Source organism: Alkanindiges illinoisensis (assembly GCF_004377485.1).
GTDB classification, from domain to species: domain Bacteria; phylum Pseudomonadota; class Gammaproteobacteria; order Pseudomonadales; family Moraxellaceae; genus Alkanindiges; species Alkanindiges illinoisensis_A.
In genome coordinates this window covers 1-26,672 of record NZ_SNTY01000023.1, presented here as the reverse complement: position 1 = coordinate 26,672, position 26,672 = coordinate 1, and the positions used below count along the sequence as shown (strand labels likewise).

General features: G+C 39.2%; 22 protein-coding genes and 2 pseudogenes. 9 read left to right on the top strand and 15 right to left on the bottom strand.

Annotated features, from left to right (window positions below; genetic code table 11):
- Positions 1–127: 127 nt before the first annotated feature.
- The 13 genes and pseudogenes from E2B99_RS14865 to E2B99_RS06920 all read right to left on the bottom strand — a co-directional run.
- A pseudogene (locus E2B99_RS14865) lies at positions 128–280 on the bottom strand (DedA family protein); the annotation flags it as partial.
- A complete protein-coding gene (locus E2B99_RS06975; protein WP_112987540.1) occupies positions 277–1,584 on the bottom strand; it encodes an MFS transporter in 1,308 nt (435 codons plus the stop codon). The pseudogene E2B99_RS14865 and the gene E2B99_RS06975, both read right to left, overlap by 4 nt.
- 81 nt (positions 1,585–1,665) lie before the next feature.
- A complete protein-coding gene (locus E2B99_RS06970; protein ID WP_004761007.1) occupies positions 1,666–2,304 on the bottom strand; it encodes a hypothetical protein in 639 nt (212 codons plus the stop codon).
- Positions 2,305–2,315: 11 nt separating this feature from the next.
- A complete protein-coding gene (locus E2B99_RS06965) occupies positions 2,316–3,029 on the bottom strand; it encodes a HupE/UreJ family protein (RefSeq protein ID WP_004761006.1) in 714 nt (237 codons plus the stop codon).
- Between the two features lie 5 nt (positions 3,030–3,034).
- Positions 3,035–3,409: a hypothetical protein gene (locus E2B99_RS06960; RefSeq protein WP_004761005.1), complete on the bottom strand. Its 375-nt coding sequence runs from the start codon at positions 3,407–3,409 to the stop codon at positions 3,035–3,037.
- Positions 3,410–3,420: 11 nt separating this feature from the next.
- Positions 3,421–6,549 carry an efflux RND transporter permease subunit gene (locus E2B99_RS06955; RefSeq protein WP_134244209.1) on the bottom strand — a complete coding sequence of 1,043 codons (3,129 nt, stop codon included), beginning with the start codon at positions 6,547–6,549 and terminating at the stop codon, positions 3,421–3,423.
- Between the two features lie 12 nt (positions 6,550–6,561).
- Positions 6,562–8,037 carry an efflux RND transporter periplasmic adaptor subunit gene (locus E2B99_RS06950; RefSeq protein WP_076877506.1) on the bottom strand — a complete coding sequence of 492 codons (1,476 nt, stop codon included), beginning with the start codon at positions 8,035–8,037 and terminating at the stop codon, positions 6,562–6,564.
- 11 nt (positions 8,038–8,048) lie between these two features.
- Positions 8,049–9,248 (bottom strand): TolC family protein, encoded by a 1,200-nt coding sequence (locus E2B99_RS06945; protein WP_134244208.1) that lies wholly within the window; start codon positions 9,246–9,248, stop codon positions 8,049–8,051.
- A 47-nt stretch (positions 9,249–9,295) separates the two neighbouring features.
- Entirely contained in the window at positions 9,296–9,742 is a 447-nt protein-coding gene (locus E2B99_RS06940) for a hypothetical protein (RefSeq protein WP_134244207.1), read from the bottom strand.
- 272 nt (positions 9,743–10,014) lie between these two features.
- A complete protein-coding gene (locus E2B99_RS06935; RefSeq protein WP_134244206.1) occupies positions 10,015–12,492 on the bottom strand; it encodes a heavy metal translocating P-type ATPase in 2,478 nt (825 codons plus the stop codon).
- A 178-nt stretch (positions 12,493–12,670) separates the two neighbouring features.
- The gene (locus E2B99_RS06930; protein WP_004281879.1) at positions 12,671–12,865 is read right to left on the bottom strand and encodes a heavy-metal-associated domain-containing protein; all 195 of its coding nucleotides are present in this window, start codon (positions 12,863–12,865) and stop codon (positions 12,671–12,673) included.
- 469 nt (positions 12,866–13,334) lie between these two features.
- Complete coding sequence (locus E2B99_RS06925; RefSeq protein ID WP_005100635.1) at positions 13,335–14,216, bottom strand: copper resistance D family protein; 882 nt, start codon at positions 14,214–14,216, stop codon at positions 13,335–13,337.
- Positions 14,217–14,280: 64 nt separating this feature from the next.
- Positions 14,281–14,661, bottom strand: coding sequence for a copper resistance CopC family protein (locus tag E2B99_RS06920; RefSeq protein ID WP_004681441.1), 381 nt, complete (start codon positions 14,659–14,661; stop codon positions 14,281–14,283).
- Positions 14,662–15,012: 351 nt separating this feature from the next.
- Between E2B99_RS06920 and E2B99_RS06915 the strand changes: the two genes are divergently transcribed.
- The 6 genes and pseudogenes from E2B99_RS06915 to E2B99_RS06890 all read left to right on the top strand — a co-directional run bounded on the left by E2B99_RS06915 (position 15,013) and on the right by E2B99_RS06890 (position 20,910).
- Positions 15,013–15,255 (top strand): DUF2789 family protein, encoded by a 243-nt coding sequence (locus tag E2B99_RS06915; RefSeq protein ID WP_004281876.1) that lies wholly within the window; start codon positions 15,013–15,015, stop codon positions 15,253–15,255.
- A 603-nt stretch (positions 15,256–15,858) separates the two neighbouring features.
- Complete coding sequence (locus E2B99_RS06910; RefSeq protein ID WP_134244205.1) at positions 15,859–16,290, top strand: hypothetical protein; 432 nt, start codon at positions 15,859–15,861, stop codon at positions 16,288–16,290.
- Positions 16,291–16,316: 26 nt separating this feature from the next.
- Positions 16,317–16,565 (top strand): DUF2933 domain-containing protein, encoded by a 249-nt coding sequence (locus E2B99_RS06905; RefSeq protein WP_004695740.1) that lies wholly within the window; start codon positions 16,317–16,319, stop codon positions 16,563–16,565.
- A 20-nt stretch (positions 16,566–16,585) separates the two neighbouring features.
- Positions 16,586–17,243 (top strand): annotated as a pseudogene (locus E2B99_RS06900) (methyltransferase family protein).
- Between the two features lie 11 nt (positions 17,244–17,254).
- Entirely contained in the window at positions 17,255–19,630 is a 2,376-nt protein-coding gene (locus E2B99_RS06895) for a heavy metal translocating P-type ATPase (RefSeq protein ID WP_134244203.1), read from the top strand.
- Positions 19,627–20,910 (top strand): MgtC/SapB family protein, encoded by a 1,284-nt coding sequence (locus E2B99_RS06890; protein ID WP_134244202.1) that lies wholly within the window; start codon positions 19,627–19,629, stop codon positions 20,908–20,910. The genes E2B99_RS06895 and E2B99_RS06890 overlap by 4 nt, the downstream gene beginning before the upstream one ends.
- Before the next feature lie 38 nt (positions 20,911–20,948).
- On the opposite strand, the gene E2B99_RS06885 is transcribed toward E2B99_RS06890, so the two are convergent.
- Positions 20,949–22,349, bottom strand: a complete 1,401-nt coding sequence (locus E2B99_RS06885; protein ID WP_134244201.1) for a heavy metal sensor histidine kinase — start codon at positions 22,347–22,349, stop codon at positions 20,949–20,951.
- Positions 22,342–23,022 (bottom strand): heavy metal response regulator transcription factor, encoded by a 681-nt coding sequence (locus E2B99_RS06880; protein WP_004663993.1) that lies wholly within the window; start codon positions 23,020–23,022, stop codon positions 22,342–22,344. Before E2B99_RS06880 ends, E2B99_RS06885 begins: the two co-directional genes overlap by 8 nt.
- A 148-nt stretch (positions 23,023–23,170) precedes the next feature.
- Between E2B99_RS06880 and E2B99_RS06875 the strand changes: the two genes are divergently transcribed.
- The 3 genes from E2B99_RS06875 (at position 23,171) to E2B99_RS06865 (ending at position 26,498) form a co-directional block, all read left to right on the top strand.
- A complete protein-coding gene (locus E2B99_RS06875; RefSeq protein WP_134244200.1) occupies positions 23,171–23,470 on the top strand; it encodes a hypothetical protein in 300 nt (99 codons plus the stop codon).
- 117 nt (positions 23,471–23,587) lie between these two features.
- Positions 23,588–25,681, top strand: coding sequence for a multicopper oxidase domain-containing protein (locus E2B99_RS06870; RefSeq protein WP_134244199.1), 2,094 nt, complete (start codon positions 23,588–23,590; stop codon positions 25,679–25,681).
- The gene (locus E2B99_RS06865; protein ID WP_134244198.1) at positions 25,668–26,498 is read left to right on the top strand and encodes a copper resistance protein B; all 831 of its coding nucleotides are present in this window, start codon (positions 25,668–25,670) and stop codon (positions 26,496–26,498) included. Before E2B99_RS06870 ends, E2B99_RS06865 begins: the two co-directional genes overlap by 14 nt.
- The last annotated feature ends 174 nt before the right edge of the window (positions 26,499–26,672 follow it).

Genomic DNA, 26,672 nt, shown 5'->3' with positions numbered 1-26,672 from the left:
CAATCTGTTTTATAGCTTCAGCTTTGAATTCCGCTGTATAAAACTTTGGTTTTTTGCTCATGGTAAACTCCTGATGAGTACGTTTAGTTTACCAAGTGAAAGCTTCCGTTTTTATCAGCACACATCAACCTAATACATTCCCTAGCGTTGCCACACCTATAAGTAAAACCGGTGAATATTCTCCCAATATTAGCATTCCTGCCAATACAGATTCTGATTGAAGAGGCAGTAATGTTGCTGCCCCAAATGCACTTAAGAATAAAAAAATATAAGCCACTATTTAGGCCAGTGCTGGTGATAGCTATCAATCATAAATTCATGTTCATGCTTACCTTTATAGTTGTGCTGCAATAAATGCTCGTGATCTTCTGGTAAATCAAGATGAGTATGTTCTAAAACTAAATTATCGTTTTTTGGCCAGATAACAAACGCGACGACTATTGATACCAAGGCGATGAATGCCATAGGCAAAAAAGTTATAAGCGTTCCAAAGCTTGTACTTAACCAGCCCACTAATGGATAAGTGATTAGCCAGCAGGCATGTGAAAATGCAAATTGAGCTGCAAATAGCGCTGTTCGATTTTCACTTGATGCAGACTTTCTAATAAGACGTCCGGTTGGTGTTTGAGAAACTGAATAACCAATACCTAATATAAACCAGAGGGCTAATAGCCCAGTATAGGCAGAAATAAAGTAACCGCTAAACAATCCAACGACGAGAACCACAGTGCCTGAAAGCATGACAGTTCTATCATTCAATTTATCTAATATTTTTGGTAATGCAAATGCAGCAAGCATTGAGCCTAATCCAAATAAACCAAATGCCCAAGTAGTCGCCTGTTCAGTTAATTCAAATGTCGTTTGAACTAAAAAAACCGTATTGACAATGACAACCGCACTGGCTGAAGCAATAGCCAGATTTAAAGCGAGTAAGGCTTTTAGGCGGGGTGTTCTGAAATATATTTTTGCGCCTTGTTTGATTCGGTTATATACCCCGATAAACTCCGGCATTTTCGCATTTGGTAATTTTGCACTGACTACAAATAGTGCCGAACCAATAAATCCAACCACAGTTCCCAAAAACAAGTTGTGATAACTCATCACAGTGAGTAACAAGCCTGCCAGCATTGGACTTATAATATTTTCTAGGTCGTAGGCCAATCGTGATAGAGACAGCGCGTTTGTATACTCTTCTTCTATGGGCAATACATCAGGAATCATGGCTTGAAATGTGGGGGTAAAAGCAGCTGAGGCAGACTGAAGAATAAAGATCAAAATATAGATTTGCCAGATTTGAGTCACGAAAGGCAGACACAATGCGGTTAAAGCTCGAATGACATCTAAGCCCACCAAAACTTTTTTTCTCGGTAATCTTTCAGCAAATGCGGAAGCAATGGGTGCGACCCCAATATAAGCAATCATTTTAATTGCCAAGGCAATACCCAGGACCTGCGCTGCCTGCCCTTTTGCGATGTCATAAGCCTGTAAAGCTAGAGCAATAGTAATGAGTCCCGTACCAATCAAAGCAATGACTTGGGCTAAGAACAAATGCCGATATGTTGTATTTTTTAAAACTTCTAGCATTTTAGGGACTCCTATTTAGAACCTAATATTTATGCTAATTAGAATCTCCTTGGAGTTTAGTCCAAGGAGATTGATTAAAACTTAGAAGACCTTCTTCATTTCACTGAATTGACCTTCTACGTTTAAAGTGACCGTTACTGTACTTTCAGTACGATTACGCCAGAACCAACCATGCTTACCATCAAAGGCTGCGGTTAATGTTCCAGATTGCTCAGTTTCATTTTTACCTTTACCGTAACCATGATAAAAGTCTTTTGGCGCATTTACAGGATCGCCATGCGTGTCATAGTTCAGACCACCACCTGAAGATTTCCAATCAAAGCTTACACTTGCATCTTTAGGCATAGCCAACTTAACTTCAGTTGCCTGGTTAGGTTTTAATTCGATAGAGATCGATTCTTTCTTAATAGCGGGCATTGTATTTGAGCTATCATTTGTTACAGCAGCCTGAGCAACCGAACTATTAGCAGTATTTACTGAAGGGATCTGAGGGGTCTCTCCCATTCCATTCTCTGATTCAGCCGCTAAAGATTGCTTGATTTCCCCCATTTTGGTTAAACCCAAAACTTTACCGACACCAGTAGGGTCAATAGCGTATTCGGCTGGCATTACACAAGTCACAAGAACAACAACGGCACTCACCGCAGCAACCACAGTGGATTTAATCAGTTTCTTTGAAGAGGGTAATTCAACATCTTTTGGAATTTCAGCGTTAAACATAATTTAGATCCTTATTGTGTAATGAAGCCAGTGAGTTGGTAGCCAACAAGTAGAAAACCAAGGAACATCAAGAAGACATTGCTTTGATATGCTGTTTTGAAGAAATAAGGGGTTTTTCTCCACATCGTCATAAGCAGTAAAATGATGGCTAATGCCATGAGTTGCCCTAATTCGACCCCGATGTTGAAAGAGATCAGATTCGCAAGCAGGCCATCATCTGGCACTTCATATTCCTGAATTTTTACAGCTAAACCAAAGCCGTGAATCAAACCAAAAATCAGCGTGGCAATTTTTGTATTGGGCTGGAATCCAAACCAGCGCTGATAAGCACCTAAATTATCTAAAGCTTTATAAACAATAGAAAAACCAATGATTGCATCAATAATGTATGCATTCATCGAAATGTTGTAATACACCCCTATCAGCATGGTAACTGAATGACCGATGGCGAACAGGCTGACATACAAACCAATATCTTTCATACGGTATAAGAAGAAAATAATACCGACCAGAAATAATAAATGGTCATAACCTGTAACCATGTGTTTGGCGCCCAGATAAATAAAGGGGATCACATGAACACCGTAGATTTCCTGTATATAGCCTTTGTCACCCTCTGCAACTCCATGAGCAAAAAGTGCAGGACTTATCAAGACCATACCTAAAGCAATCAACAGCTTTAAATAGGTTTTGAGCTTCACATAATGTGAATCAATAATTTGCATCTAAATCAAACTCCAAAAATTAAAAAATGGTTCAAAAAACTCATGATTTTTTTTGGAGGTTTAAAAATACGACTTGCAAGCAATAGAGCGTATTTCTTCGTACGGTCAAATATTTGCGCACCTAACAGAAGCAAGATGAGTGCTATTTCTTTGAGAGATGCAACATTAGAAAAATGTTCGTAATAGGTATCTTGATGATGATGTGAATGTTGCTGATTTACCTCATGATGATGAGTATGAATCACATCTACATAGGCATGCTCTTGAAAGCGGTTTTCAGTCGCATGCTCGTTAAAATGCAGACATAGTGCAAGACTGATGATGCAAACCAGCCACATCATCACATATCTCATTTTTGAATCTTGCACTATTGCCATCATATTGAACTTCTCTACCCTTTCTGCTCAGCGAAACCGTCAGATTTTTTCTGAAGAGCTTGGTTAAACCAAACATACAGGGTGGGCAGAATAATCAAGGTAAGTAGCGTTGAGGAAATAATTCCCCCTATAACAACGGTTGCAATTGGGCGCTGTACTTCTGAACCAATCCCCACGTTTAAAGCCATAGGGATAAAGCCCAAAGAGGCAACCAGTGCAGTAATCAGCACTGGCCGCAAACGTTCTAATGCACCATGTTTTACTGCATCAATCAGCCCTTCACCCTGATCACGCAATCTCTGAATGGCCGATACGAGTACCAAACCATTGAGTACTGCAACACCCGATAAAGCAATAAAACCAACAGCAGCCGAGATAGAGAAAGGAATATCACGGAGGGCTAAAGCAATGACTCCACCCGTTAATGCAAAAGGCACACCAGTAAAGACCAGCACACTATTTCTGATATTGCCTAAGGCCATATAAATCATTGCAAATATCAAAATCAAAGCGATGGGTACAACAATCATAAGTCGATTAGAGGCTGACTCCATTTGTTCAAAAGTACCGCCCCAAGTGAGCCAGTAACCTTCTGGCATTTGGAAATCAGAGTTTAATTTTGATTGTGCATCAGCAATGTAACTACCGATATCAGTACCACGCACGTTTGCCGTGATCACAATACGACGTTTACCATTTTCACGAGAAATTTGGTTTGGTCCTTGAATATTCTTCAATTCAATCAATTCGGACAACAATACACTTGAACCATCAGGCAAACTGACAGGAATTTGATACAGTTTTTCCAGGTCAGTTACTGAGTTTTGATCCATCCGCACAACAATATCGAACTTACGATCACCCTCAAATACTTTACCTGCTGTTTCACCCGTGATGAGATTAGAAACATGCTTTTGCACATCTTCTGCATCTAGCCCATAGTTCGCAATCATGTCTTTCTTGAGTTCAACAGACACCATTGGCAGTCCCGACATCTGTTCAACTTTCAAGTCAGCTGTACCGTTCACACCTTCAAGTACATCTGCAACACCATTCCCTAATTCCAAAAGCTGCTCTAAATCATCTCCGTAAATTTTTACAGCAACGTCCGTACGGACACCTGAAATAAGTTCGTTAAATCGCATTTGAATCGGTTGAGTGAATTCATAGTTGTTTCCATATACACTTTTAGAAACACGTTCAATTTCAGTAACGATAGCGGATTTTTCTTTATCGGGATCTGGCCACTGATCGCGTGGTTTCAATATGACAAAATTATCAGCTACGTTTGGTGGCACCGGATCAGTTGCAATCTCAGCCGTACCGACTTTGGCAAATATCGTTTGAACCTCAGGGATTTTCTTGATTTCTTTCTCAAGCGCATATTGCATTTCGACCGCTTGAGTTAAGGACGTTCCCGGTATACGCAGCGCATGTAATGCCACATCACCTTCATCTAAAGAGGGAATAAATTCAGACCCCAATCGTGTTGAAAGGCTTGCACTAAATACAAAGAATACAGCTACAAAAGCAATCAGCTTGTACCTATGATTCAATGACCAATCTAAGACCGGGTTATAAATCTTTTTAATGAAGTGAACAATTCTAGACTCTTCATCTTTGATTTTACCTGCGGTCACTAAAGCTACCATTGCAGGTACAAATGTAATCGATAGAAGCATAGCGGCAACCAATGCCATCACCACGGTCATTGCCATAGGAGTGAACATCTTGCCTTCTACCCCAGTCAAGGTCATTATCGGCAAATACACCAAGATGATGATCAACTGACCATAGAGAATGGCTTTTCGTGATTCTTTAGTCGCTTCAAAGACCGTCGTGAATCGTTCTTGACGGGTGAGTATTCGTCCTAATTCTTTCTGCTTCATTGCCAATTTAGCAAGTGAGGCTTCAACAATTACCACGGCACCATCTACAATGATCCCGAAGTCCAAAGCCCCTAAGCTCATTAAATTTGCACTAATTTTCTGATTCACCATGCCTGTGATGGTCATCAACATAGACAGTGGTATCACCATTGCGGTAATCAGCGCAGCACGAAAATGACCAAGAAAAATGAACAACACGACAATGACCAGAATTGCACCTTCGAGCAAATTCTTCTTCACGGTTTCAATCGTGGCATCAACTAATGTCGTACGGTTATATACTGCTTTGGCTTCAACACCTTCAGGTAAAGACTTTTGGACTTGCTGTAATTTTTGATCTACTGCATCAGCGACATTACGCGAGTTTTCTCCAATCAGCATAAAAGCTGTACCCAGCACAATTTCCTGGCCATCTTTTGTTGCAGCGCCTGTACGGAGTTCGTGTCCAATAGAAATCTTAGCTACATCTTTTAAACGCAAGATATAACCATTGCTTGTGGTGATCGGAATATTCTGAATTTGCTCAATCGAACTGATTTGAGAATCAGAACGTATCAAGTACTGCTCACCATTCTTCTCAATATAGCCTGAACCTTTATTCATGCTATTTTTAGAAATAGCATCCAAAATAGTCTTTTGATCTAGACCAATACTTCGTAAATACGCATAGTCGGGCTGTACAACAAATTGTTTTAAATAGCCACCAATCGTATTGATTTCATTCACACCTTCGACATTTCGAAGCTGAGGCTTGATCACCCAATCCTGAAGTGTTCGCAATTCAGTCGGTGAAAGTGGAGTCGGGTTGTTTTTTGCATTTTCCACCGTGTACATGAAGATTTCGCCAAGTCCTGTAGAAACAGGACCCATAGAAGTCGATATACCCCCGGGGAGACTTGGTGTAACCCCTTGCAACTTTTCATTCACTAGCTGACGGGCAAAGTAAATGTCCGTGCCTTCCTTAAAAATCGCAGTCACTTGAGATAAGCCGTATCTGGATACTGATCGGGTATAGTCCAGATTAGGAATACCAGCCAAAGCCGTTTCAATTGGGTAGGTGACCTGGGACTCCATCTCGGTTGGAGATAAGCCCTGGGCCTCACTGTTAATTTGAACTTGTACGTTGGTAATATCGGGTACAGCATCAATTGGCAGTTTAAAATAGTTGTAAACGCCAAATGCCCCTATGAATAGGAAAATGATCAGTACCAGCCAACGATTCTTTATCGAGAGCTTTACAATTTGGTCAAACATAAACGCTACTCCTTAATGATCATGAGTAGCGCCAGATTTACCCAGCTCTGCTTTTAATAAATAAGAATTACCTGCTGCATAAATCTGCCCTGCTTTTAGACCAGATTTAACTTCAACAAAACCATTAAATTTATCGCCTAACTCTAGAGGACGTGCTTCAAAGTCATTCCCGACACGAATAAACACCACATCCCAATCACGGAAGTTTTGCAAAGCATCTTCACGGACAACCATCGGTTTCATGCTCTGGTTTTCAAAGATTTGTGCAGTGATTAACTGCCCTGAACGCCATTTAAACTGGTTTGGAATTTCAATAAAGACTTGCGCAGTTCGTGTTTTTGGATCAATCACATCACTGATATATTTGAGACGTCCCAACGCTTCTTCTGTGCCTGTTTGAGTTTGAGGCTTAACAGTTACTTTATTGTTTGGATTAATGGCATCCAATTTATCTGCTGGCACATTGACCACAGCAAGAAGTTGAGATGTATTGGCAATTTTGAACAATGGAGATGATGGCGTTACATTAGAACCAACTGCTCCAAGCACTTGTAAAATCGTACCTGACATTGCGGCTCTGACTTCAATTGTTCCATTACCCGCACCTCCATAAGAGCTGATTAAACTATTGAGTTCATTAGCCCTAGTCTGAGCATTTTCAAATTCACGTTTGGCATTGATGTAATCAATTTCAGGTGAAACACGCTTTTGGAATAAAGCTCGTTCCTGCTCCATCTTTTTACGGGCAAATTGTAAGATATCCAATGCAAGAGTACGTTCCGCATTAAGACGAATTAAATCTGGACTTTGTACAGTCGCCAAAAGATCCCCCTGATTCACTTGATCGCCAATTGAACGGTACGTTTTTATTAATGTTCCGCTCGCTTTAGGGGTAATAAAACTTTCAAAATTATCAGGAAATTTCAGTTCACCTTTGAGTTCGAGTGCATTTTCAAACATCATGCGTTCAACTTTTAAAAGTTCCAAACCACTGCTCTTGATACTGCTATCAAGCATAGTGACTCGTCCCTCTTTGGTATCCCATTTCCAAGTATGTTTTTTACCTTGATAATCAACATTGATCACCATCAAGAATGAATGTGGCTCATAGACAATTTCATTCCCAATCAAGTAATCACTTTCAGGCTTAAATGAGATGGTTTGTTCTGCATCAAGACGCTTGATAAAAATATTGGCATTAATCTCTTCTGGTTTTAATGGCTTATCTTTAAAGTAGCCATACACCCGTAAATGAGGCTCTACCCCTTCCTCGAAGATTTTGACTTCAGCAGCAAAATCACCATCGCGATATAAACGGCCCCCATGCGGGCCTTTTTCATCTCCTACTACAGCAACTTTTTCTTCAGCCCCTTCACTATGACTTGAAGTTTCGGCTTTATTACCCGTTTTGTACCAAGCGATTGCACATAAAATGACTAATAAAGCGATAACACCTGTAGTAATTAAAGTATTGGTTAGTTTATTCATATTTTCAGGCCTTATTCTTGATCTAAATTGGTCACATAATTTCGTTCAACCTCTGCAATTTGATTTTGCAAAGCCAACCACAAATCGAATCGAGCGAGATGTTTATCCAACCAAATTTGCTTAATACTATTGAATTCAAGTAAAGAGATTTTTCCTGCCTGATAGCCCATTTCAGCAATTCTCAAACTTTCTTTGGTAGCAGGAAGTATCGACTGATCATAGTTTTTGATCGAATCAATCAGGTTGGATACTTCAATAGACTTATTTTCTAATTCAATTTTGGAGTTACGGTTTACGAGAATAGAACGAGTTTCTGCATGCACTTGCTCAGCTTGCGCAAGTGCAATTTTCCCCTTATTTCGATTAAAAACAGATAGGGGAATAGATGTAGAAACTAAGAAAACTTGATCATTGGTCTCCTGATAGTTCCTTACCCCTAAACCTAGCGTAATATCTGGCACGGCTTCTTTTTTAGCTAATTCATACTGGGTTTTAGCCAGTTGAGTTCTAAGCAAGGCCTCTTGTTCAGATAAGCTCAGTTTATCCGCAAAGTTAATGCTTAAAGGAACTTCAATTGCTTGATCAGGTAATACAGATATGAATTTGGAACACAGATTTTTTTGAAATTGAACTTTCTTCACTTCGTTCTGATAACGTAGTTTTGATTCAGACGATAAAGCTGAACTCAATTGAACGTCAGATGGAATTACTCTGCCAAACTTCAATTTTTCATTCAGTACCTGGGCTTGTCTCGCATTCATCTTGCTTTCGGTAGAATAAATTTCTACCCGTTTTGAAGCCGCATACCAATTTGACATACAAACACGGAAATCGGCTTTTAATTCAGCCTGACGCTTCAATGCCTCAAATTGGTTGTTATTCCCTTGAAACCCTGCCAACTGCCTACGCAAAGCGCGTTTATTATTGAGAGGAATATCCTGGGACAAACCAATCATCGTCGTTGGCCCATCAAGATCTTTAAGGTCTGAATTACCTAAATTGTCTAATTCAAGATTAAACGTAGGATTATTAAGTCTACCGGCATATTTCTGATTTATGGCATATGCGTGTTGAGACTGTTGCAAACTCTTCAAAATTGAATCGTTTGAAATTACCTGTTGTTGTAGCTGAACGTAATCAGATGCTGCAAATAATCGAGTCGTTGCTGCTACTAAACCACAGGCAAGAAATATCTGATATTTTTTAGACATGACTTTACCTATACAAAAAAATGGAAATTATTTTTTGTACAGAAAAATCAATTTCTTAGAACAATTAAACCTTTTGTAAATATATAGGAATTACAAAGATATTCTATCCTTTTCCTAAGTGCATAGGATCGAACGGGTCGTTCAAAAAGACTCAGGAAAAGCAGAATGAGCGGGATGGAAAAACTCAAGAGAAAAACTGGATCAATGCTCATTTGGTCTTTAGCTTGAACCGGTGGAGTAGAATGATGAAAAGGTGCTTCATCATAACTGGTCCAGTTGTGATTTTTAGTATCTTCTATTAAGACTTGCTCTTCAGCATGATGAATAAGAGACCATTGGCTGGAACTGTCTGTTTCAACTGAGATAGTCACATCATGATGATGATCAAGATTTTTAGCTATAACTGGCGCCCATGTGTAAGCTCCCGTTGTTGTTATCGCAAACAAAAACAGGACAAACGCAAGAATAAGTTTTGAGAACTTATTATGTGGCATACGAAAAAATCATCTCGAGATTCGCAGAAAGCATACTGAATAGAACTTCAAAAGTAAATTGTTACCTAAGATAAAAACTATTTGTATTATTTTTAGAAAAAAGTATGAGTAAGCTACCAAAGATAAGTACTCTAATGTTTGAGTTCCTCAACAACCTTATTTTAGAGTTATCTTATTCAATACCCACTACTGTTGTTATGCCTGTAATAAGGATCTCATTTCCAAATATATAAAGTAAAGCCAACAAAACTTTAAATGTATATAAAAAATGGTTAAATAATTGCAAGGGGGGCTTTAAAACGTTTTAATCGTAAAGCATTGCCTAGTACAAATATTGACGAGAGAGCCATTGCACCAGCAGCAAATACAGGAGAAAGTAGCAGTCCAAATTGCGGATAAAGTACACCTGCTGCAATAGGAATCAGAGCTGCATTGTAAACAAATGCCCAAAATAAATTTTCACGAATATTGGTTATAGTCGCTTTGCTTAAAGCGATAGCATTCGGCACTCCTTTCAGGTTGCCAGACATCAAAACCACATCAGCAGCTTCAATAGCTACGTCTGTACCTGTACCTATCGCTAAACCAATATCTGCTTCTGCAAGTGCAGGGGCATCATTAATGCCATCTCCAACATATGCGAGTTTACCATATTGATTTTTTAATTTTTTAACGGCCTCTATTTTACCTTCAGGTAAGACTTCTGCAATAACCTCATCAATACCTAGTTTTTTTGCAATCGCTTGAGCTGTATGACGGTTATCACCTGTAATCATGGCAACCTTTAAACCTAACTGATGTAACGCTTCAATTGCAGCAAATGTTGATTCTTTAATTGGATCTGCTACAGCAATAATGGCAGCAAGTTTCTGGTCAATCGCAACATAGAGAGGGGTTTTTCCTTCTTCTCCCAAACGATCCGAAAATTGAGAAAAAACATTAGGATTCAAACTTAGTTTTTCCATATATCGATCTGCACCAATATGAACCAAATGCTCAGAAACCTTCGCTTCTATTCCGTAGCCAGTCACTGATTTAAAATCAGCAACAGGAGACAGGATTAATTCCTTATCTATAGCGGCTTGTACAATTGCTCGAGCAATAGGGTGCTCAGACTTTGATTCAACGGCTGCCATCAGTGAAAGTACGGTATTGTATTCAAAACCTTCTAAGACATGCAGATCGGTTAAAATTGGTTTCCCTTCAGTCAGAGTCCCTGTTTTATCAACTGCAACCACTTTAGTTTCTTTAAGCAGCTGCAAAGCTTCCCCTTTACGGAATAAAACACCCATTTCAGCACCACGCCCAGTTCCCACCATGATTGATGTAGGTGTTGCAAGTCCCATTGCACAAGGACATGCAATAATGAGTACCGCAACTGCATTAACTAAGCTAAACGTTAGGGCTGGCTCAGGGCCGAAGATAAACCAAGTAATAAAAGTTAAAAGAGAGAGACCCATTACTACAGGTACAAACCACATGGTAATTTTATCAACCAATGCCTGAATCGGCAGCTTGGAGCCTTGGGCCTGCTCTACCATTCGGATGATTTGAGAAAGCACTGATGAACTACCAACAGAGGTGGCTTTGATATTTAAGCTGCCACTTTGGTTAATTGTTCCTCCTACCACAGTAGAGCCTATCGTTTTTTCAACGGGCATAGGCTCGCCAGTAATCATGGATTCATCAATAAAACTTTGGCCGTGAATAACTTCACCATCGACAGGGATACGCTCGCCTGGTCTAATCTCTACAATCGTTCCTGTTTGAACTTCGGCAATCGGAACTTCTATCACCTGATTATTGAGCTGTATTCTGGCAACTTTAGGCTGCATTCCAACTAGATGTTGAATTGCTAAAGACGTTCGGCCTTTTGCCTTGGCTTCAAAAAATCTACCTAATAGAATTAAAGTGATAATAACCGCTGCAGCTTCATAATAAACATTGACCGTGCCTTGTGGCAGGACACTTGGAAAGAAAGTAGCAACCACTGAATAAAGATAAGCAGCCAATGTTCCTACAGCCACCAAGGAATTCATGTCTGGTGCTAAGCGGAATAAACTTGGGATGCCCTTTTTGAAGAAGCGTCGGCCTGGAAAAATTAATGCTACTGTGGTCAAGAAAAATTGCATTAACCAGCTATTTTGTTGGCCAATGTTATCCATCATAAACGTATGAAAGGCGGGAATCAGGTGTGATCCCATTTCTAAAATAAAAACGGGTAGAGTCAATAAGACTGACAAAATTAAATCTTTTTTAAGTTTTTCTAATTCAATATTTTTTTTATCTTGAAAGCTTTCCGTAGTTTGATGAACTGACTTTGCTTCAAACCCTGCTTTGGTGACAGCCTGAATTAACGAGTCACGAGTGACAGATGAGCTTGCCTGAATAGTCGCTTTTTCAGTAGCCAGATTTACATGAGCTGATTCCACACCCTCAACAGATTTTAAGGCCTTTTCTACTCGACCTACACAAGAAGCACATGACATACCCTCAATCGTAAGCTCTATTGGTTGCAGCGCTTCCACTTCGTAGCCTGCTTTTTCTACGGCTTTAATTAAAGTAGCGCGATCAAGTGGTTGATGCGCATAAATGACTGCTATTTCGGTAGCCAGATTTACATGAGCCGATTCAACACCCTCAACAGATTTTAAAGCTTTTTCCACACGGCCTACACAAGAAGCACATGTCATCCCCTCAATCTCTAATGTTTCACTGTAGTGTGGCGTATCAGTCATTTCGGTACTCATATACGATCTCTATCATTTAGATATGCTGAGTTCTATATGCGAAGATCAGCTCGAACCAAGATTAGGGGGAATTCAGGGATTACTTTTATTTCAAGCAAGTACAGGTTTTATCTGTACGATGAGGAAAATAAGAGAGAGTAAAAGTGGTAAGGAATTCCCACTGTTACTCTAACAGAGATTAAGCAGGATCAGCTGTAAATCCACGCTCACTGAGAGTGGCAATGACTTGATCCTGACTCACCGTTGTGTTGATTTCAACGATACGGTTTTGTAAATCAATATCGAGTGAAGCATTCGAGTCGAGCTCTTTAATTGCGGTAGTAATGCCGCGTGCACAACCACCACAAGTCATATTAGCGATGTGAAATTTCATATGTTGCTCCTTTTTAACAAAACATTTGTTTAAACCATTAGAACAGTAACTCTAAACTTTCACCATACAACCAGCCTTTTTCTGAATCAGTTACTCGCTGTAACTTGGTCTGTTTACAACCTTACAGTTTTCTTCAGAGTATTCCAAAGAAGAGTGTTCTAATGACTACAGTAAAAGTACTTAACCAACATTAATGTGACTTTAAAATGACATTTTTGTCATCTACGATCACTCTGAAATTTATAAGATTAGTTATTTCAATCAATGGTAGTGAACTGAATAGATGAGACCGTTATGGGTTGAAGATAAGCTAAAAACCGGTGACTACCTTTATGTATAATGACTCATGATGCGATTTTACTGTTCTGATTGTCGTAAGTTGACAGTCCAGTAGAAACTTTATTGCTCAGCTACAAAAGATAAATGCAGTAATGTTAAATTTCCTCAATTCCCTTATTTTGAAATTCTCTTATTCAATACCCACGACAGTGGTTATATAGCCTGTTGTTAATAGAATTGATAGACCTAATAACATCTCAAATAAAATGGCATGACTAAGGTGTTTAGCGAATTTAGGATGTTGAAGACGCGGGGTGAAATACCATTTGTTGAAGGCAGCTAAAAGTAGAATACTTATAACAAAAAACATTTTAACCATGAAACCATAGCCATATGCAGTATTGATTAAGGTATTAAAATCTTTAATTAAAAGAAGAGCTACACTAGCGCCACAGGCGATTAATATCCCAACAATGAAAGCAGCAATACGTCCAAATACATGCATGCGATCTTTTAAAGGTAAACCACTTATTTCCCGGCTGGTTTTCCATAACGGATATAAAGACCCCATCCATAACGACATAACTAGAATATGGATTGATAATAAAATTTGAGCAAGTAAGGTTAAATTAGCGACATGTCCGAGCTGGGAAAAACTAAAAATAATCGGGATAAGTAAAATACAAAATATTGAACTTTCAATTATAGAAAACTGACCTTTGTTCCTGTTAAGTTTAACCACCATGAGAAGAAGTAAAAGAGCAAAACTAATAGAACGAAGAACGTATATATACCCCGTCGGAGTATTAACCAATATATTAATATACGTGGGGTCCACCATACCTGTAATACCAGTATTGGCAAAACTACCAATCAGAATAAAAAATCCCAAGGTACTGGAAATTAGGCCTAATCCAGCGCCAATTGTAATATATTTAAGAATCGATTCTTTTAGTTCAAGATATTGTCTAAGTAAAAAATAGCAAAAGGCTCCACCAACGACAAAAGCTACACTTAAATATAAAATAACCTTAGTTAACCAAGTGGCCCACATCCAATATTCAGAAATCATTATTTTTGTCCATTCTAGAACAACATGCCAGCACCTCACTGACATGTTGAAAGGTAATCAATTCTTATTTAGTTGATTTGATAGTGAAACTATATTCACCATTCATGTTGTGACCATCTTTCCCCATTGTTGTCCAGACAACGGTATATTTACCTTTTTTCAGTTTCGGAAGAGCGACATCAAAGGATTTCTTTAAGTCATGAGTAACTTTATATTTTAAAGGAACATCTCTTCGCTGAGCATCCAGTAACTTAATATTCATCAACATAACCTCTGCACCAAAGTTAAGGGTCAAGTTCTTTGGTTGACTAAGGATAGATGCATTTTCCGCAGGAATCGCACTCACTAAACTCACATGAGCGAACGTAGTTGTAGTAGCCACAATCATCGTTGCAGCTACTACAACATTACGTAGAGCAGTCATTTTATTTTGAAATAATTTCATTTACGTTTCCTCTTGATTCGTTAGTTCATTAGAGATGACTTTATAAAATCTATATTTAATGAGACCACATCATCTCCTCTTATATTTCAATTATTAGTGAGAGACAGAAACAGAGCGATGACTTCAAAATTACATTTTTGTCATTTTTAAAATTTAAAATCTTTAACTATTAAAATAATCTTATTGAAAAATAATGATCATTTAACAAACAAATTATGTAGGTGGTTGATTTATGAAATGTAGTAATCATTTTGTCTAAGAAAATAGTAGCTATTTAATTTTTTATATTTTAGTTTAAATATAAACATGTTATGTTTAATTTGATCTAATATAAATTTGTGGGCTAAGCACATGACTCAAACACGTCCAAGAATGACCAAATTATTTGAACAGCTTGGTTTAGCTTCTACTGAAGAAGCAATTGCAAAATTCATAGAGAGCCATCAGCTAGCTGGAGATGTTTTTTTAACACAAGCAATTTTTTGGACTGATGCTCAACGTCATTTTTTAGAAGAAAAACTACACTCTGATGGTGAATGGACGACAGTGATTGATCAATTAAATGAGTCTTTACATGAAAATTCAGTAAAATAATTTTCCGTTAGTATTAAGGATGTACATTCTTCCCTGCATTGAATACAACTCATTCATACAGTAGTACTGTTTTGGAGATGGAATCTCTATTATATAAGTAGTAGATTCCTTACTCTGAAATTTGGATTATAAACCCTAATATTAAAAATAATCTTCTTTACCTTCTATCTAATAAATATACCAATAAGTTTAATAATTAAATTATCCACCCTTTTTTCTATAAAAAACTATTTTGATCAACTGTATTTTTTCTTTAAAGGAATAACAGTGTAAATTACATTAAGAATGTGTCTCTAACTAGCCTTGGAGTCATCTAATCATTTCATTTTTATTTTTTTAAGCACATAAAATCATAACAACTTTAATAGTTTTAAAAGATTAATATTAAATAAAATTTTTGTCATCTCAGCATAGACTATATATTTCGAGAAGATCTCAAAATTACATTTTTGTCATTTTTAAAAATAATTAATTAATAGTGCTAAAATTTTTAAGAGAGACAGAGAATAACCAAAAATTTCATCAGTTTAGTAGTCAAATTCCTAGACTCTGTTCAGTACTAAAACATAGCTTTTACTTCCAAATTATTTAAAGGAAAAAATTATGATGAAATTCAAAAACATTTTTTTGGGCTTATGTATCGCAGCCGCGTCATTGAATACATTTGCACAGCAATCCGATGAACACAAAGATCACCACCCTGAAAAAACAGCACCATCTGCAGTAACAATTAAGCAAACACTTACCAGCACCACTGCTACAGATAAAATGGCTGCAATGGATCAACACATGAAGGCGATGCAAGCCATGCATGAGAAGATGATGGCTGCAAAAACCCCACAAGAACGTCAGAAACTTATGGCTGAGCACATGAAACTCATGCAAGGAGGTATGAGTATGATGAAACAGATGGGCAGCCAAAGCATGAATGCAAATATGGCTGACCGTCAGCAGATGATGGAAAAACGTATGGACATGATGCAATCCATGATGCAGATGATGATGGACTGTATGCCTCCGTCAGCAACTAAATAGTTACCCATGAATTAGGGGAAAGCACCATGAATCACCAACACCAAGAAAATAATTCAGTACCTAACTTCTGGTCTACACGTTATGCCATTGGTCTAATCGTGCTGGGTGGTATCGCAGCTTATTTTCTATTAACGGAACATTTAGCCCACGTTATCGGTGCTTTGCCTTATTTATTCCTTTTAGCGTGTCCACTGATGCATATTTTTATGCATGGTGGTCATGGGCATAACCACTCGCAGCAAAAAAAATCCGATATATCTGATAACAAAAAATAGCTCTTATCAGGAGATCCATCATGAATCATGCGGAATCGGCTTATGGTTTATGGTTTATGGACGCTGGTTATCATTAACTCAGCAGTTTTTATCATGTTCGCTTTCAGTTTTTTTAGACCTTCCACTGCGCGCGATTGGCGTACATTTGGGGCCTTTTCGGCTTTTATCATTGCTCTATTTGTCGAAATGTATGGTTTTCCTTTAACCATTTACCTGTTATCTGGTTGGCTTCAAACTCGCTTCCCTCAACTTGACTTACTTTCTCATAATGCAGGTCACTTGTGGTCAACGCTATTAGGTGAAAAAGGTGATCCACATTTTGGCATTTTGCATATCGCCAGTTACGTTTTCTTGGGCTATGGATTTTACCTGTTATCAACGTCATGGCACGTGCTGTACAACGCGCAACGTCAGCATTCTTTAGCGATCACAGGCCCTTATGCACGTATACGTCACCCACAATACGTGGCTTTTGTGATGATCTTGCTGGGTTTTTTATTGCAATGGCCAACTTTACTGACACTGATTATGTTTCCAATCCTACTCTTAATGTACAGCCGCTTGGCAATTAAGGAAGAGGCTGAAATGAGTAAACAGTTTGGCGCTGTCTATGACAGCTATGCTCAACAGACTCCGAGATTTATTCCAAAATTCGGCCATAAAACCACTTTTCCATAAGAGAATTATTTATGTCAGATCAAAAAAATCATAACCAGGACCATAAGGCACAGGCTACAACAGACGTACTGAAAGACCCAGTCTGTGGTATGACCGTCACTGAAGAATCGAAATACCATGAGGAATTTAAGGGGAAAACTTACTTTTTTTGCAGTGATAAATGTCAATCAAAGTTTCATAGCAGCCCGGTGCAATATATCGCTAAACCCGCAACGACGACTGCCGATGCACATACACAGCATCATCAGACTGTTCAACACGTTAATGCGGCAAGCACAACAGGTACGACCATCTATACATGCCCAATGCATCCAGAAATCAGGCAAGATCATCCTGGAAACTGTCCTAAATGCGGAATGACACTGGAGCCACTCATTCCTGAATTAGAGGAAGATGAGAATCCTGAGTTACGTGATTTCCGTCGACGCTTCTGGTGGACACTGCCACTCACCATAGTCGTGACTTTTTTGGCAATGTTTGGCCATCAACTGAACCTGTTCGACATGGCAGTTCAGAGCTGGATTGAACTGGTGTTGTCACTCCCGATTGTACTGTGGGCAGGTTGGCCATTTTTTTCCCGTGGTTGGCAATCGGTTGTGAATCGCAGCCCAAACATGTGGACCCTGATCGGTCTAGGTACAGGGGCTGCTTTTATTTACAGTGTGGTTGCGACCATTGCACCACAAATCTTTCCAGACTCATTTATCTCCATGGGTCGTGTCGCTGTTTACTTTGAAGCTTCAGCGGTCATCATTTCTTTGACCCTACTGGGGCAAATACTGGAATTAAAAGCACGTTCGCAAACTTCTGCTGCAATTAAGTCACTCCTTGGGCTCGCTCCTAAAACAGCTCGCCGAATCCTGCCTGATGGAACTGAAGAAGATGTTCCTCTAACGCATGTCCATGTAGGAGATTTACTCAGAATTCGCCCAGGTGAAAAAGTGCCTGTGGATGGTGTAATCACTGAAGGAAGTAGTTCAGTGGATGAATCGATGCTGACAGGTGAACCTTTACCGATCACTAAACGCATCGGTGATAAAGTCATTGGTGCTACCCTGAATACCAATGGTTCCCTAATCATGCGTTCAGAGAAAATTGGTTCAAGTACCATGTTATCCCAGATCGTACAGATGGTGGCGCAAGCTCAACGATCGAGAGCACCAATGCAACGCATGGCTGATCAGGTTGCAGGTTGGTTTGTCATGGCTGTAGTAGCCATTGCCTTGCTTACCTTCTTTGGATGGGGACTGTTCGGCCCAGAAGAGTCGAGCTGGGTTTATGCATTAATCAATGCTGTGGCAGTACTCATTATTGCCTGTCCTTGTGCACTAGGCTTGGCAACTCCAATGTCTATCATGGTTGCAACGGGTCAAGGTGCTACTCATGGTGTGTTGTTCCGCGATGCAGCAGCCATTGAGAATCTACGCAAGATTGACACACTAATCATCGATAAAACAGGTACGTTAACTGAAGGACGCCCTGTATTCGATCGTGTGGTTGCCGCATCAGGTTTCGATGAATCTGAAGTATTACGTTTAGCCGCCAGTCTTGATCAAGGCAGTGAACACCCGCTAGCCGAAGCGATTGTAAACGCAGCACACGAACGTGGCCTGCCTCTTGAAACACCAGATAATTTTGAATCAGGCTCAGGGATTGGTGTTCGAGGTCAAGTGGGCGATCGTCAGTTAGCTTTGGGCAACACAGCACTGATGGAGCAATTAGGTATCTCGGTACAATCTCTGATTCCGCAAGCCGAAGAGCTGCGTTCAGAAGGTGCAAGTGTGATGCATCTAGCCATCAATGGTGAATTGGCCGGCCTGCTTGCAGTATCCGATCCCATCAAAAAAAGTACCCCTGAAGCACTTGCCACCCTGAAGGAAGCTGGACTACGTATCGTGATGGCAACAGGAGATGGTCTCACCACTGCCCGTTCAGTCGCATCACGTCTGGGTATTGATGAGGTACATGGTGAAGTTAAACCCGCAGATAAACTCGAACTTGTCAGCAAATTGCAGAAGCAAGGTCGCATCGTGGCAATGGCCGGCGATGGAATCAATGATGCACCAGCACTAGCCAAGGCTGATGTCGGTATCGCTATGGGGACCGGAACTGATGTCGCAATGAATAGTGCTCAAGTTACCTTGGTCAAGGGAGATTTACGCGGTATCGCGGTTGCCCGTTCACTTTCGGAAGCTACTGTTGGCAACATGAAACAGAACCTCATGTTTGCTTTCCTTTATAATGCCTTGGGTATCCCAATAGCAGCTGGCGTACTCTACCCATTTACCGGTTGGTTGTTGTCACCCATGATTGCGGCCTTGGCTATGAGTTTGAGTTCAGCTTCAGTCATCACCAATGCCCTTCGCCTGCGACATAAAAAGCTATGATAGAGAGTCTTTTTCTTCCACCAGATGTATCAGGCCTGATTGCAGCACTTGCCATCGGCCTGCTCATTGGTTTAGAACGAGGATGGAATGATCGTGAACTGCCAGAAGGCAGCCGAGTAGCAGGCCTACGTACCTTCACATTGACAGGATTACTCGGAGGAGTGCTCGGTCATTTACAACCAAACTTCGGGCCTTGGCCGCTGGTCGCGGCCGTATTAGGGCTTTCCTTATTATTAACAGTGTCCTACGCGCGTACCGCAAAACTTTCCGGTAATCTAAGCGCTACCACGACGATCGCGATGCTGTTGACATTAGTTTTAGGTGCATATGCATCCCATGGTAATGTTACTTTAGCATTAACCGCGGCTGTAATCGTCGCTGTATTTTTGGATCTCAAGCCAACCTTACACGGTTGGCTACGCTTGATAGAGCATCGTGAATTAACCGCATCCCTGCAGTTGCTGGTACTTTCTGTCGTTATATTACCCTACTTACCCAATACGGGTCTGGGACCTTTTGCTGCATTAAATCCTTACCAGTTATGGTGGGCAGTGATCCTGATTGCCGGACTCTCTCTGGCAGGTCATTTTGCCATGCGGCTTACCGGTTCAGAAAGAGGCATATTCTGGACAGGTCTATTGGGTGGTTTGGCATCTTCTACAGCTGCAACTGTCGCACTGGCACGCTATACACGCCAGCACCCCGTCATGGTCAGTGCTGCTATTTCTGGAACATTGGCTGCCTGTGGCATCATGTTTTTTCGTATGGTTGTGCTGATAGGCGTCATTGAGCCAGCATTGCTAAGCACTTTTGGTGGTGCAATGATGATTGCGGGAATCCTTCTGCTGGGTATGGCATTGTGGAGACAACGCCAAATTACCAGCGCTGAAAACAACGATCGAACAATAGAAGCAATGGCTCCTTTTGATCTTGGGACAGCATTCAGCTTCGCTGCTTTCCTGGCTGTCATGGCAGTCTTGGTCCCGGCAGCAAAACAATGGTTGGGCACCAGCGGCATCTTCGTATTATCGACTATTTCTGGGCTAGCAGACGTAGATGCTATTTTAGTCTCACTTGCCCGCCTGCATAGTACTGAAGGCTTAACAACAAATGTGGCTGCTGTCGCGCTAGGGCTGGCCACACTGAGCAACATGTTAAGCAAAGCGACAATTGCATGGATGACAGGGGGGGCACAGTTTGGCAGAGCCATCATAATTGGCTACACAATTGCCATGATAGGTGCTGGCGTAGCTCTGGCTCTCAGTTTGAGCTTTATGTAAGGTCAACTCGGGTAAATGGAAGATGTTCAAAAAATGAGTTAAAATGATTCCCCTTGCATGGATTCACTTTGAAAAATAATAGTAAATATTATTCGACCATTTTTTGATTCTGCTTGAATAGTTGCTCCAAGCATATCAAGAATAGATTTGGTTATGGCTAATCCCAATCCCGTTCCTTCCTCTATCCTTTGTCTAGATGCATCTGTTCGATAAAATCGATCAAATAATCGAGATAATTGTTCAGTAGATAGTTGAGGACCTTCATTTTCGATTGAGAATATTGTGTTTTCTAAGTTCTGCTGACATTTTATATGGATGGTAGAGTCGGTTTTTCCGTATTTAACGGCATTAGATAATAGATTACTGAGGGCGCGACGTAACATAGCAGGATCACCTTTGACATTTCCATATCCTGATTGTTGAAGTGTCATATTTTTTTCGGCAGCTAGCGCATCATAGAAATCAAATAAGGCTGTAACTTCTTTAACCAGGTCAATATTCTGTAAGTTCTGTAATTTTAGGCCATGTTCTGCTTTTGCCAAGAAAAGCATATCGGATACCATTCGAGCCAAACGTTCTAATTCTTCTAAATTAGAAAATAGTACTTCTTGATAGGTACTGGTATCTCGTTTACGGGCAAGACATACTTGAGTTTGAGTCATTAAGTTATTAATCGGTGTTCTAATTTCATGTGCTAAATCAGATGAAAAATCGGAAAGTTTTTCTAAAGCTGACTCTAGTCTGTCCAGCATAGCATTGAAGGCGATTGCCAATGATTTTAGTTCGGTTGGTGTATGCTCAACTTCTAAACGTTCTGAAAGATGTTGAGCAGAAATTCCTTGTGCGACCTTAGCCATTTTTTGCACTGGTCTTAAACCTCTCCAGGTTGCAAACCAACCTAAAAACATTAAACAAATTGTACCAGCCAAACCAATATACAAAAGTTGACGCTTAAAATCTTTTAGAAAATGTAGATGTTCTGATGTATCGATCCCAACAATAATTCGTACAGATTGTATTTCAGAATTTCTATTTATACCTGTAGTGTAGATCATGCCACGATAGGTCTTATTTTGAACTTGCCATTTAATCCATGAATTATTTGCTGACTTGATTAAATTTTGAGTATTAATGATTGAGGATGCTGAACTAAATAAAATTTGGCCTGCCGGTCGTTCTATTTGGACCATAAGATCATGGTGTCCAACTAACGCATCTCTTAAATAAAGATTAAGTTCTGGAGAATTTTTAGGATGCTGTTGGAGAAGATTCTGAATAAGCTGGATTTTACCTTCTAATTGGGTACGGTCTTGAGTTTCAAAATGATGCATTACTAATTTATTTATGAACAAACCCATAATAATTAGAATGAAAATAGTAGATAATGAGAAAATGATACCGATCCGGAAACTGATCGCTCTGAATAAATTATTATTCATCCTCTACCTCTAGTACATACCCCATTCCTCTAATATTTTGAATTAACTTAGGGGTAAAATTACTATCTACTTTACTTCTTAATCGTTTAATAGCAACTTCAACGACATTCGTATCACTATCAAAGTTCATATCCCAAATTTGAGATGCAATAAGTGCTCTTGGTAGGATTTCACCTCTTCTACGCATAAAAAGCTCCATAAGCGCAAATTCTTTAGCCGTCAGATCAATGCGTTGACCTGCTCGTGTTACCCGACGTTTTCTCAAATCAAGTTCTAAATCAGCAATCTTAATAATATTATTATCTTCTCTTTGTTGCCCTCGTCTAAGGAGCGTTTTTATTCGAGCTAGAAGCTCTGCAAAAGCAAAAGGCTTTACTAAATAATCATCAGCGCCTAACTCTAAACCTTTTACTCGATCTTCGATTTGATCTCGGGCGGTAAGAAAAAGAATGGGCATTGTTTTACCGCTGCTACGAATATCATTGATAATATTCCAACCATTTAGTCCAGGTAACATCACGTCTAAAATAATTAAGTCATACTCTTCAGAAAGAGCTTGATGTTTACCCGTTAACCCATCTGTAACCCAGTCCGTAATATAGCCAGCTTCGGATAAACCTTGCTTGAGATAATCACCAGTTTTTTGTTCATCTTCAACTAATAGTATTCTCATTTCCGAATCCTAAGTCATTCATTAAAACTATAATAACGTTATAAAACATCTGATCGAGATAGATTACAAAAATGTCATTTTCAAGTCACTTAGATGTTCAGTGCTTCACTTTAGTGTAGTAGCAAGAAATTAACTTTTAGAGAAACTTATGAAAACTGTAGTGCGTCGTAGTCTAACAATTTTAATGTGTGCTGGAACTTTAATTGCTGGTACTCAATCTTGGGCAAAAGATGTATCAACCTCAAGTGCCACTAAAACGGTAAAAGCACAGAAACCTTGTACAAAACCTTGTAAAATGGAAAAAGATGACAAGACTCAGCAAGATCATAGTCAGCATGAGCATGGCAATATGGCTGATATGTCTCAGATGGATCACTCTAAGATGATGAATATGGACCATTCTAAAATGGATCATTCAAAGATGAATATGCCTGGTAGCAATAAATAATTTTATAAATAGCGAGAAAGAAGTATTAAAGTTTATACTAAATATTTGCTTTATTACTTCAATCTTGACCTTTCTAAAGGTGAGATATAATGTCAAAAAATCTAAAGGTGAGATAGAATGTCAAAAAAGTTAAGTCATATACTCTTAATTGGAGTTGGTTTATTTTCATCAACTTGGGTAATGGCGGCAGTTAAAGAATATGATTTAACAATCGCTGAACAAACTGTAAATATCACAGGAAAACCAGTTGAGAGAATTACTGTAAATGGTAAATTCGTTGCACCACTTCTTGAATTTGAAGAAGGTGATGAGGCCGTTATCCGTGTTCACAATAAGTTAAAAAATCAGGACTCTTCAATCCATTGGCATGGCTTATTATTACCTGGAATTATGGATGGTGTACCTGGATTTAACAAATTTCATGGCATTGCCCCTAATACAACTTATGAATATAAGTTTAAAGTCCGCCAAAATGGTACTTATTGGTATCATTCACATAGTAAAGGACAAGAACAAGACGGTTTATATGGTGCTTTTGTTATTTATCCTAAAGATAAAACTCCACTAACAGCTGCTGAAAAAACCGATAAAGATTACGTTGTTTTGCTTTCTGATTTTCATAATTCAACAAGTGATCAAATTATGAAAAATCTTAAAAAAGAAGCAGATTACTATCAGAACCGTCGCGAAACAGTATTCGATGTATTAAAACAAGTTAAACGTGATGGGCTAAAAGCGACTTGGCAAGACCGTTCTATGTGGAATCAGATGCGAATGCTGAAAACAGATATGTCCGATGTCACAGGTTATACATTTTTAATGAATGGCAAGACACCTCAGCAAAATTGGACGGGTAACTTCAAAGCTGGTGAAAAAGTTCGCCTTCGTTTTATTAATGCTTCCGCTATGTCATTCTTTGATGTACGCATTCCAAACCTAAAAATGACAGTGGTAAGTGCCGATGGTCAACCTGTAAAACCTGTTCCTGTAGATGAGTTCCGTATTGGTACTGCTGAAACTTATGATGTCATTGTTGAACCTCAACAAGCACATTATCAAATCGAAGCCGAATCTATTGATCGTACTGGTTTTTCGGTTGGAACCTTACATGAAGAAAGCAGACCAGCAGTCAAACAAATTGAGATGCCTAAGCCTCGTCCTCGTGCTTTATTAACTATGGAAGATATGGGGATGAGCCATGACATGTCATCTATGAAAGGTATGGATCATGATATGTCTTCTATGAAAGGCATGAATCACGATATGTCTTCTATGAAAGGCATGAATCACGATATGTCTTCTATGAAAGGTATGGATCATGATATGTCTTCTATGAAAGGCATGAATCATGATATGTCTTCTATGAAAGGCATGAATCACGATATGTCTTCTATGAAAGATATGAACCATGATATGTCTTCAATGCCAAATAAGACATCTGAAGACCATTCGATGCATGGTATGAATCACGATATGTCTTCTATGAAAGGCATGAATCATGATATGTCTTCTATGAAAGATATGAATCATGATATGTCTTCTATGAAAGATATGAATCATGATATGTCTTCTATGAAAGGCATGAATCACGATATGTCTTCTATGAAAGGTATGAATCATGATATGCCGATGAATAGCGCTACTGTTAAGGCGGCTTCAGACAAGAATGATAATACCGTATTTGGATGGGCAAATGCTTCAACACCTGAAGGTAATAAAGCATTGCAATATAGTGATTTGCAATCGTTAGATCCTCAAAAAGACACTCGTGCAGCTGAACGTGAAATAGAGATCCGTCTTGGTGGAAACATGGAGCGTTATATTTGGACAATAAATGGTAAAAAATTTAATGAAGCCGACCCACTAGTGGTGAAGTATGGTGAACGTATTCGCTTAAAATTTGTCAATGACAGTATGATGGCTCACCCAATGCACTTACATGGCATGTTTATGCAGCTTGAGAATGGTCAGGATCCAAGCAATATGCCAAACAAACATACGGTAATTGTTCCACCTGGGAAAACGATAACCACTCTACTCACAGCTGATGAGTTAGGTGAGTGGGCTATTCATTGTCACCTGCTTTACCATATGAGTGCAGGAATGATGAATAAACTCATTGTAGCTCAAGTGGAAGATGGTAATTCTACAAAGACTGTTCCTCAGTCCCAAGTAAATGAGAAGGGAGTAAATCCACATGCAAATCACTAAGAATTTCTTCTCAAAAACAGTCTTATCAATTGCATTAGTAAGTATATCAAACTTAACTTTTGCTGATAACAGTACTTCGCAACAAGAAAGTAATATTACAAATGGGGGAGATAATATTATTCTGACCGCAAGTAAGAGATCAGCCCCATCTAATGATGATCATCTTAAAGAACATGGCGGACAAATTTATCAATTAACAAGACTTGAAAATGCATGGTTAGTTGATGAAAACGGTAAGGGCAACCTAGGAACAAGGTTTGATACTTTAATTGGGACAGATGAAAATCGTCTATTTATTGAAGTCAATTCGGAAAAGCCAGAAAGCAGTGATATTAATTATGATATATCTGCACTCTATAGTCGTAATGTAGCCCCATTTTGGGATGTGCAAACAGGTGTTCGATATAGTGAAGATAAAAACAGCCCAAACAACAATCGGATTGATGGTGTTATTGGTATATTAGGTCTAGCTCCTTATTTCTTTGAAACACAAGCATATCTTTATGGCGGTGAGAATAATTTTTGGGGAGCAAGTTTTGAATTAGAACGTGATTTGCTTTTAACTCAGAAACTTATTACTCAACCTTACATCGAAGCAGATGTAGTATTTAGTGATGATTCTGACTATGCTGCAAAATCAGGTTTATCAGAACTAAAAACGGGGATCCAAACCCGATATGAGATTACTAAAAGGATTAGACCCTTTGTGGATGTTGCATATCAATATGAAAAAGGACAGAAAGCCACTTCTATGCAAGAGGCTACGGATTCTGAAAAGGGATGGAAATATGGTGCAGGTATCGAATTAATTTTTTAAAATAATATGACTTGGAATCATGAATGGTAGCTTCGGCTACTATTCATGTGTACTAGCTCAAACCTGATCTGACAGTTACCCGTTTTGATGATGAGTGTCAGGTTAAATTTGAGCTAGATTCTTTTCAGCCCAAATCTGTTTTCCATCAAGCAATGTTTCCATAGGCGTGCGCCC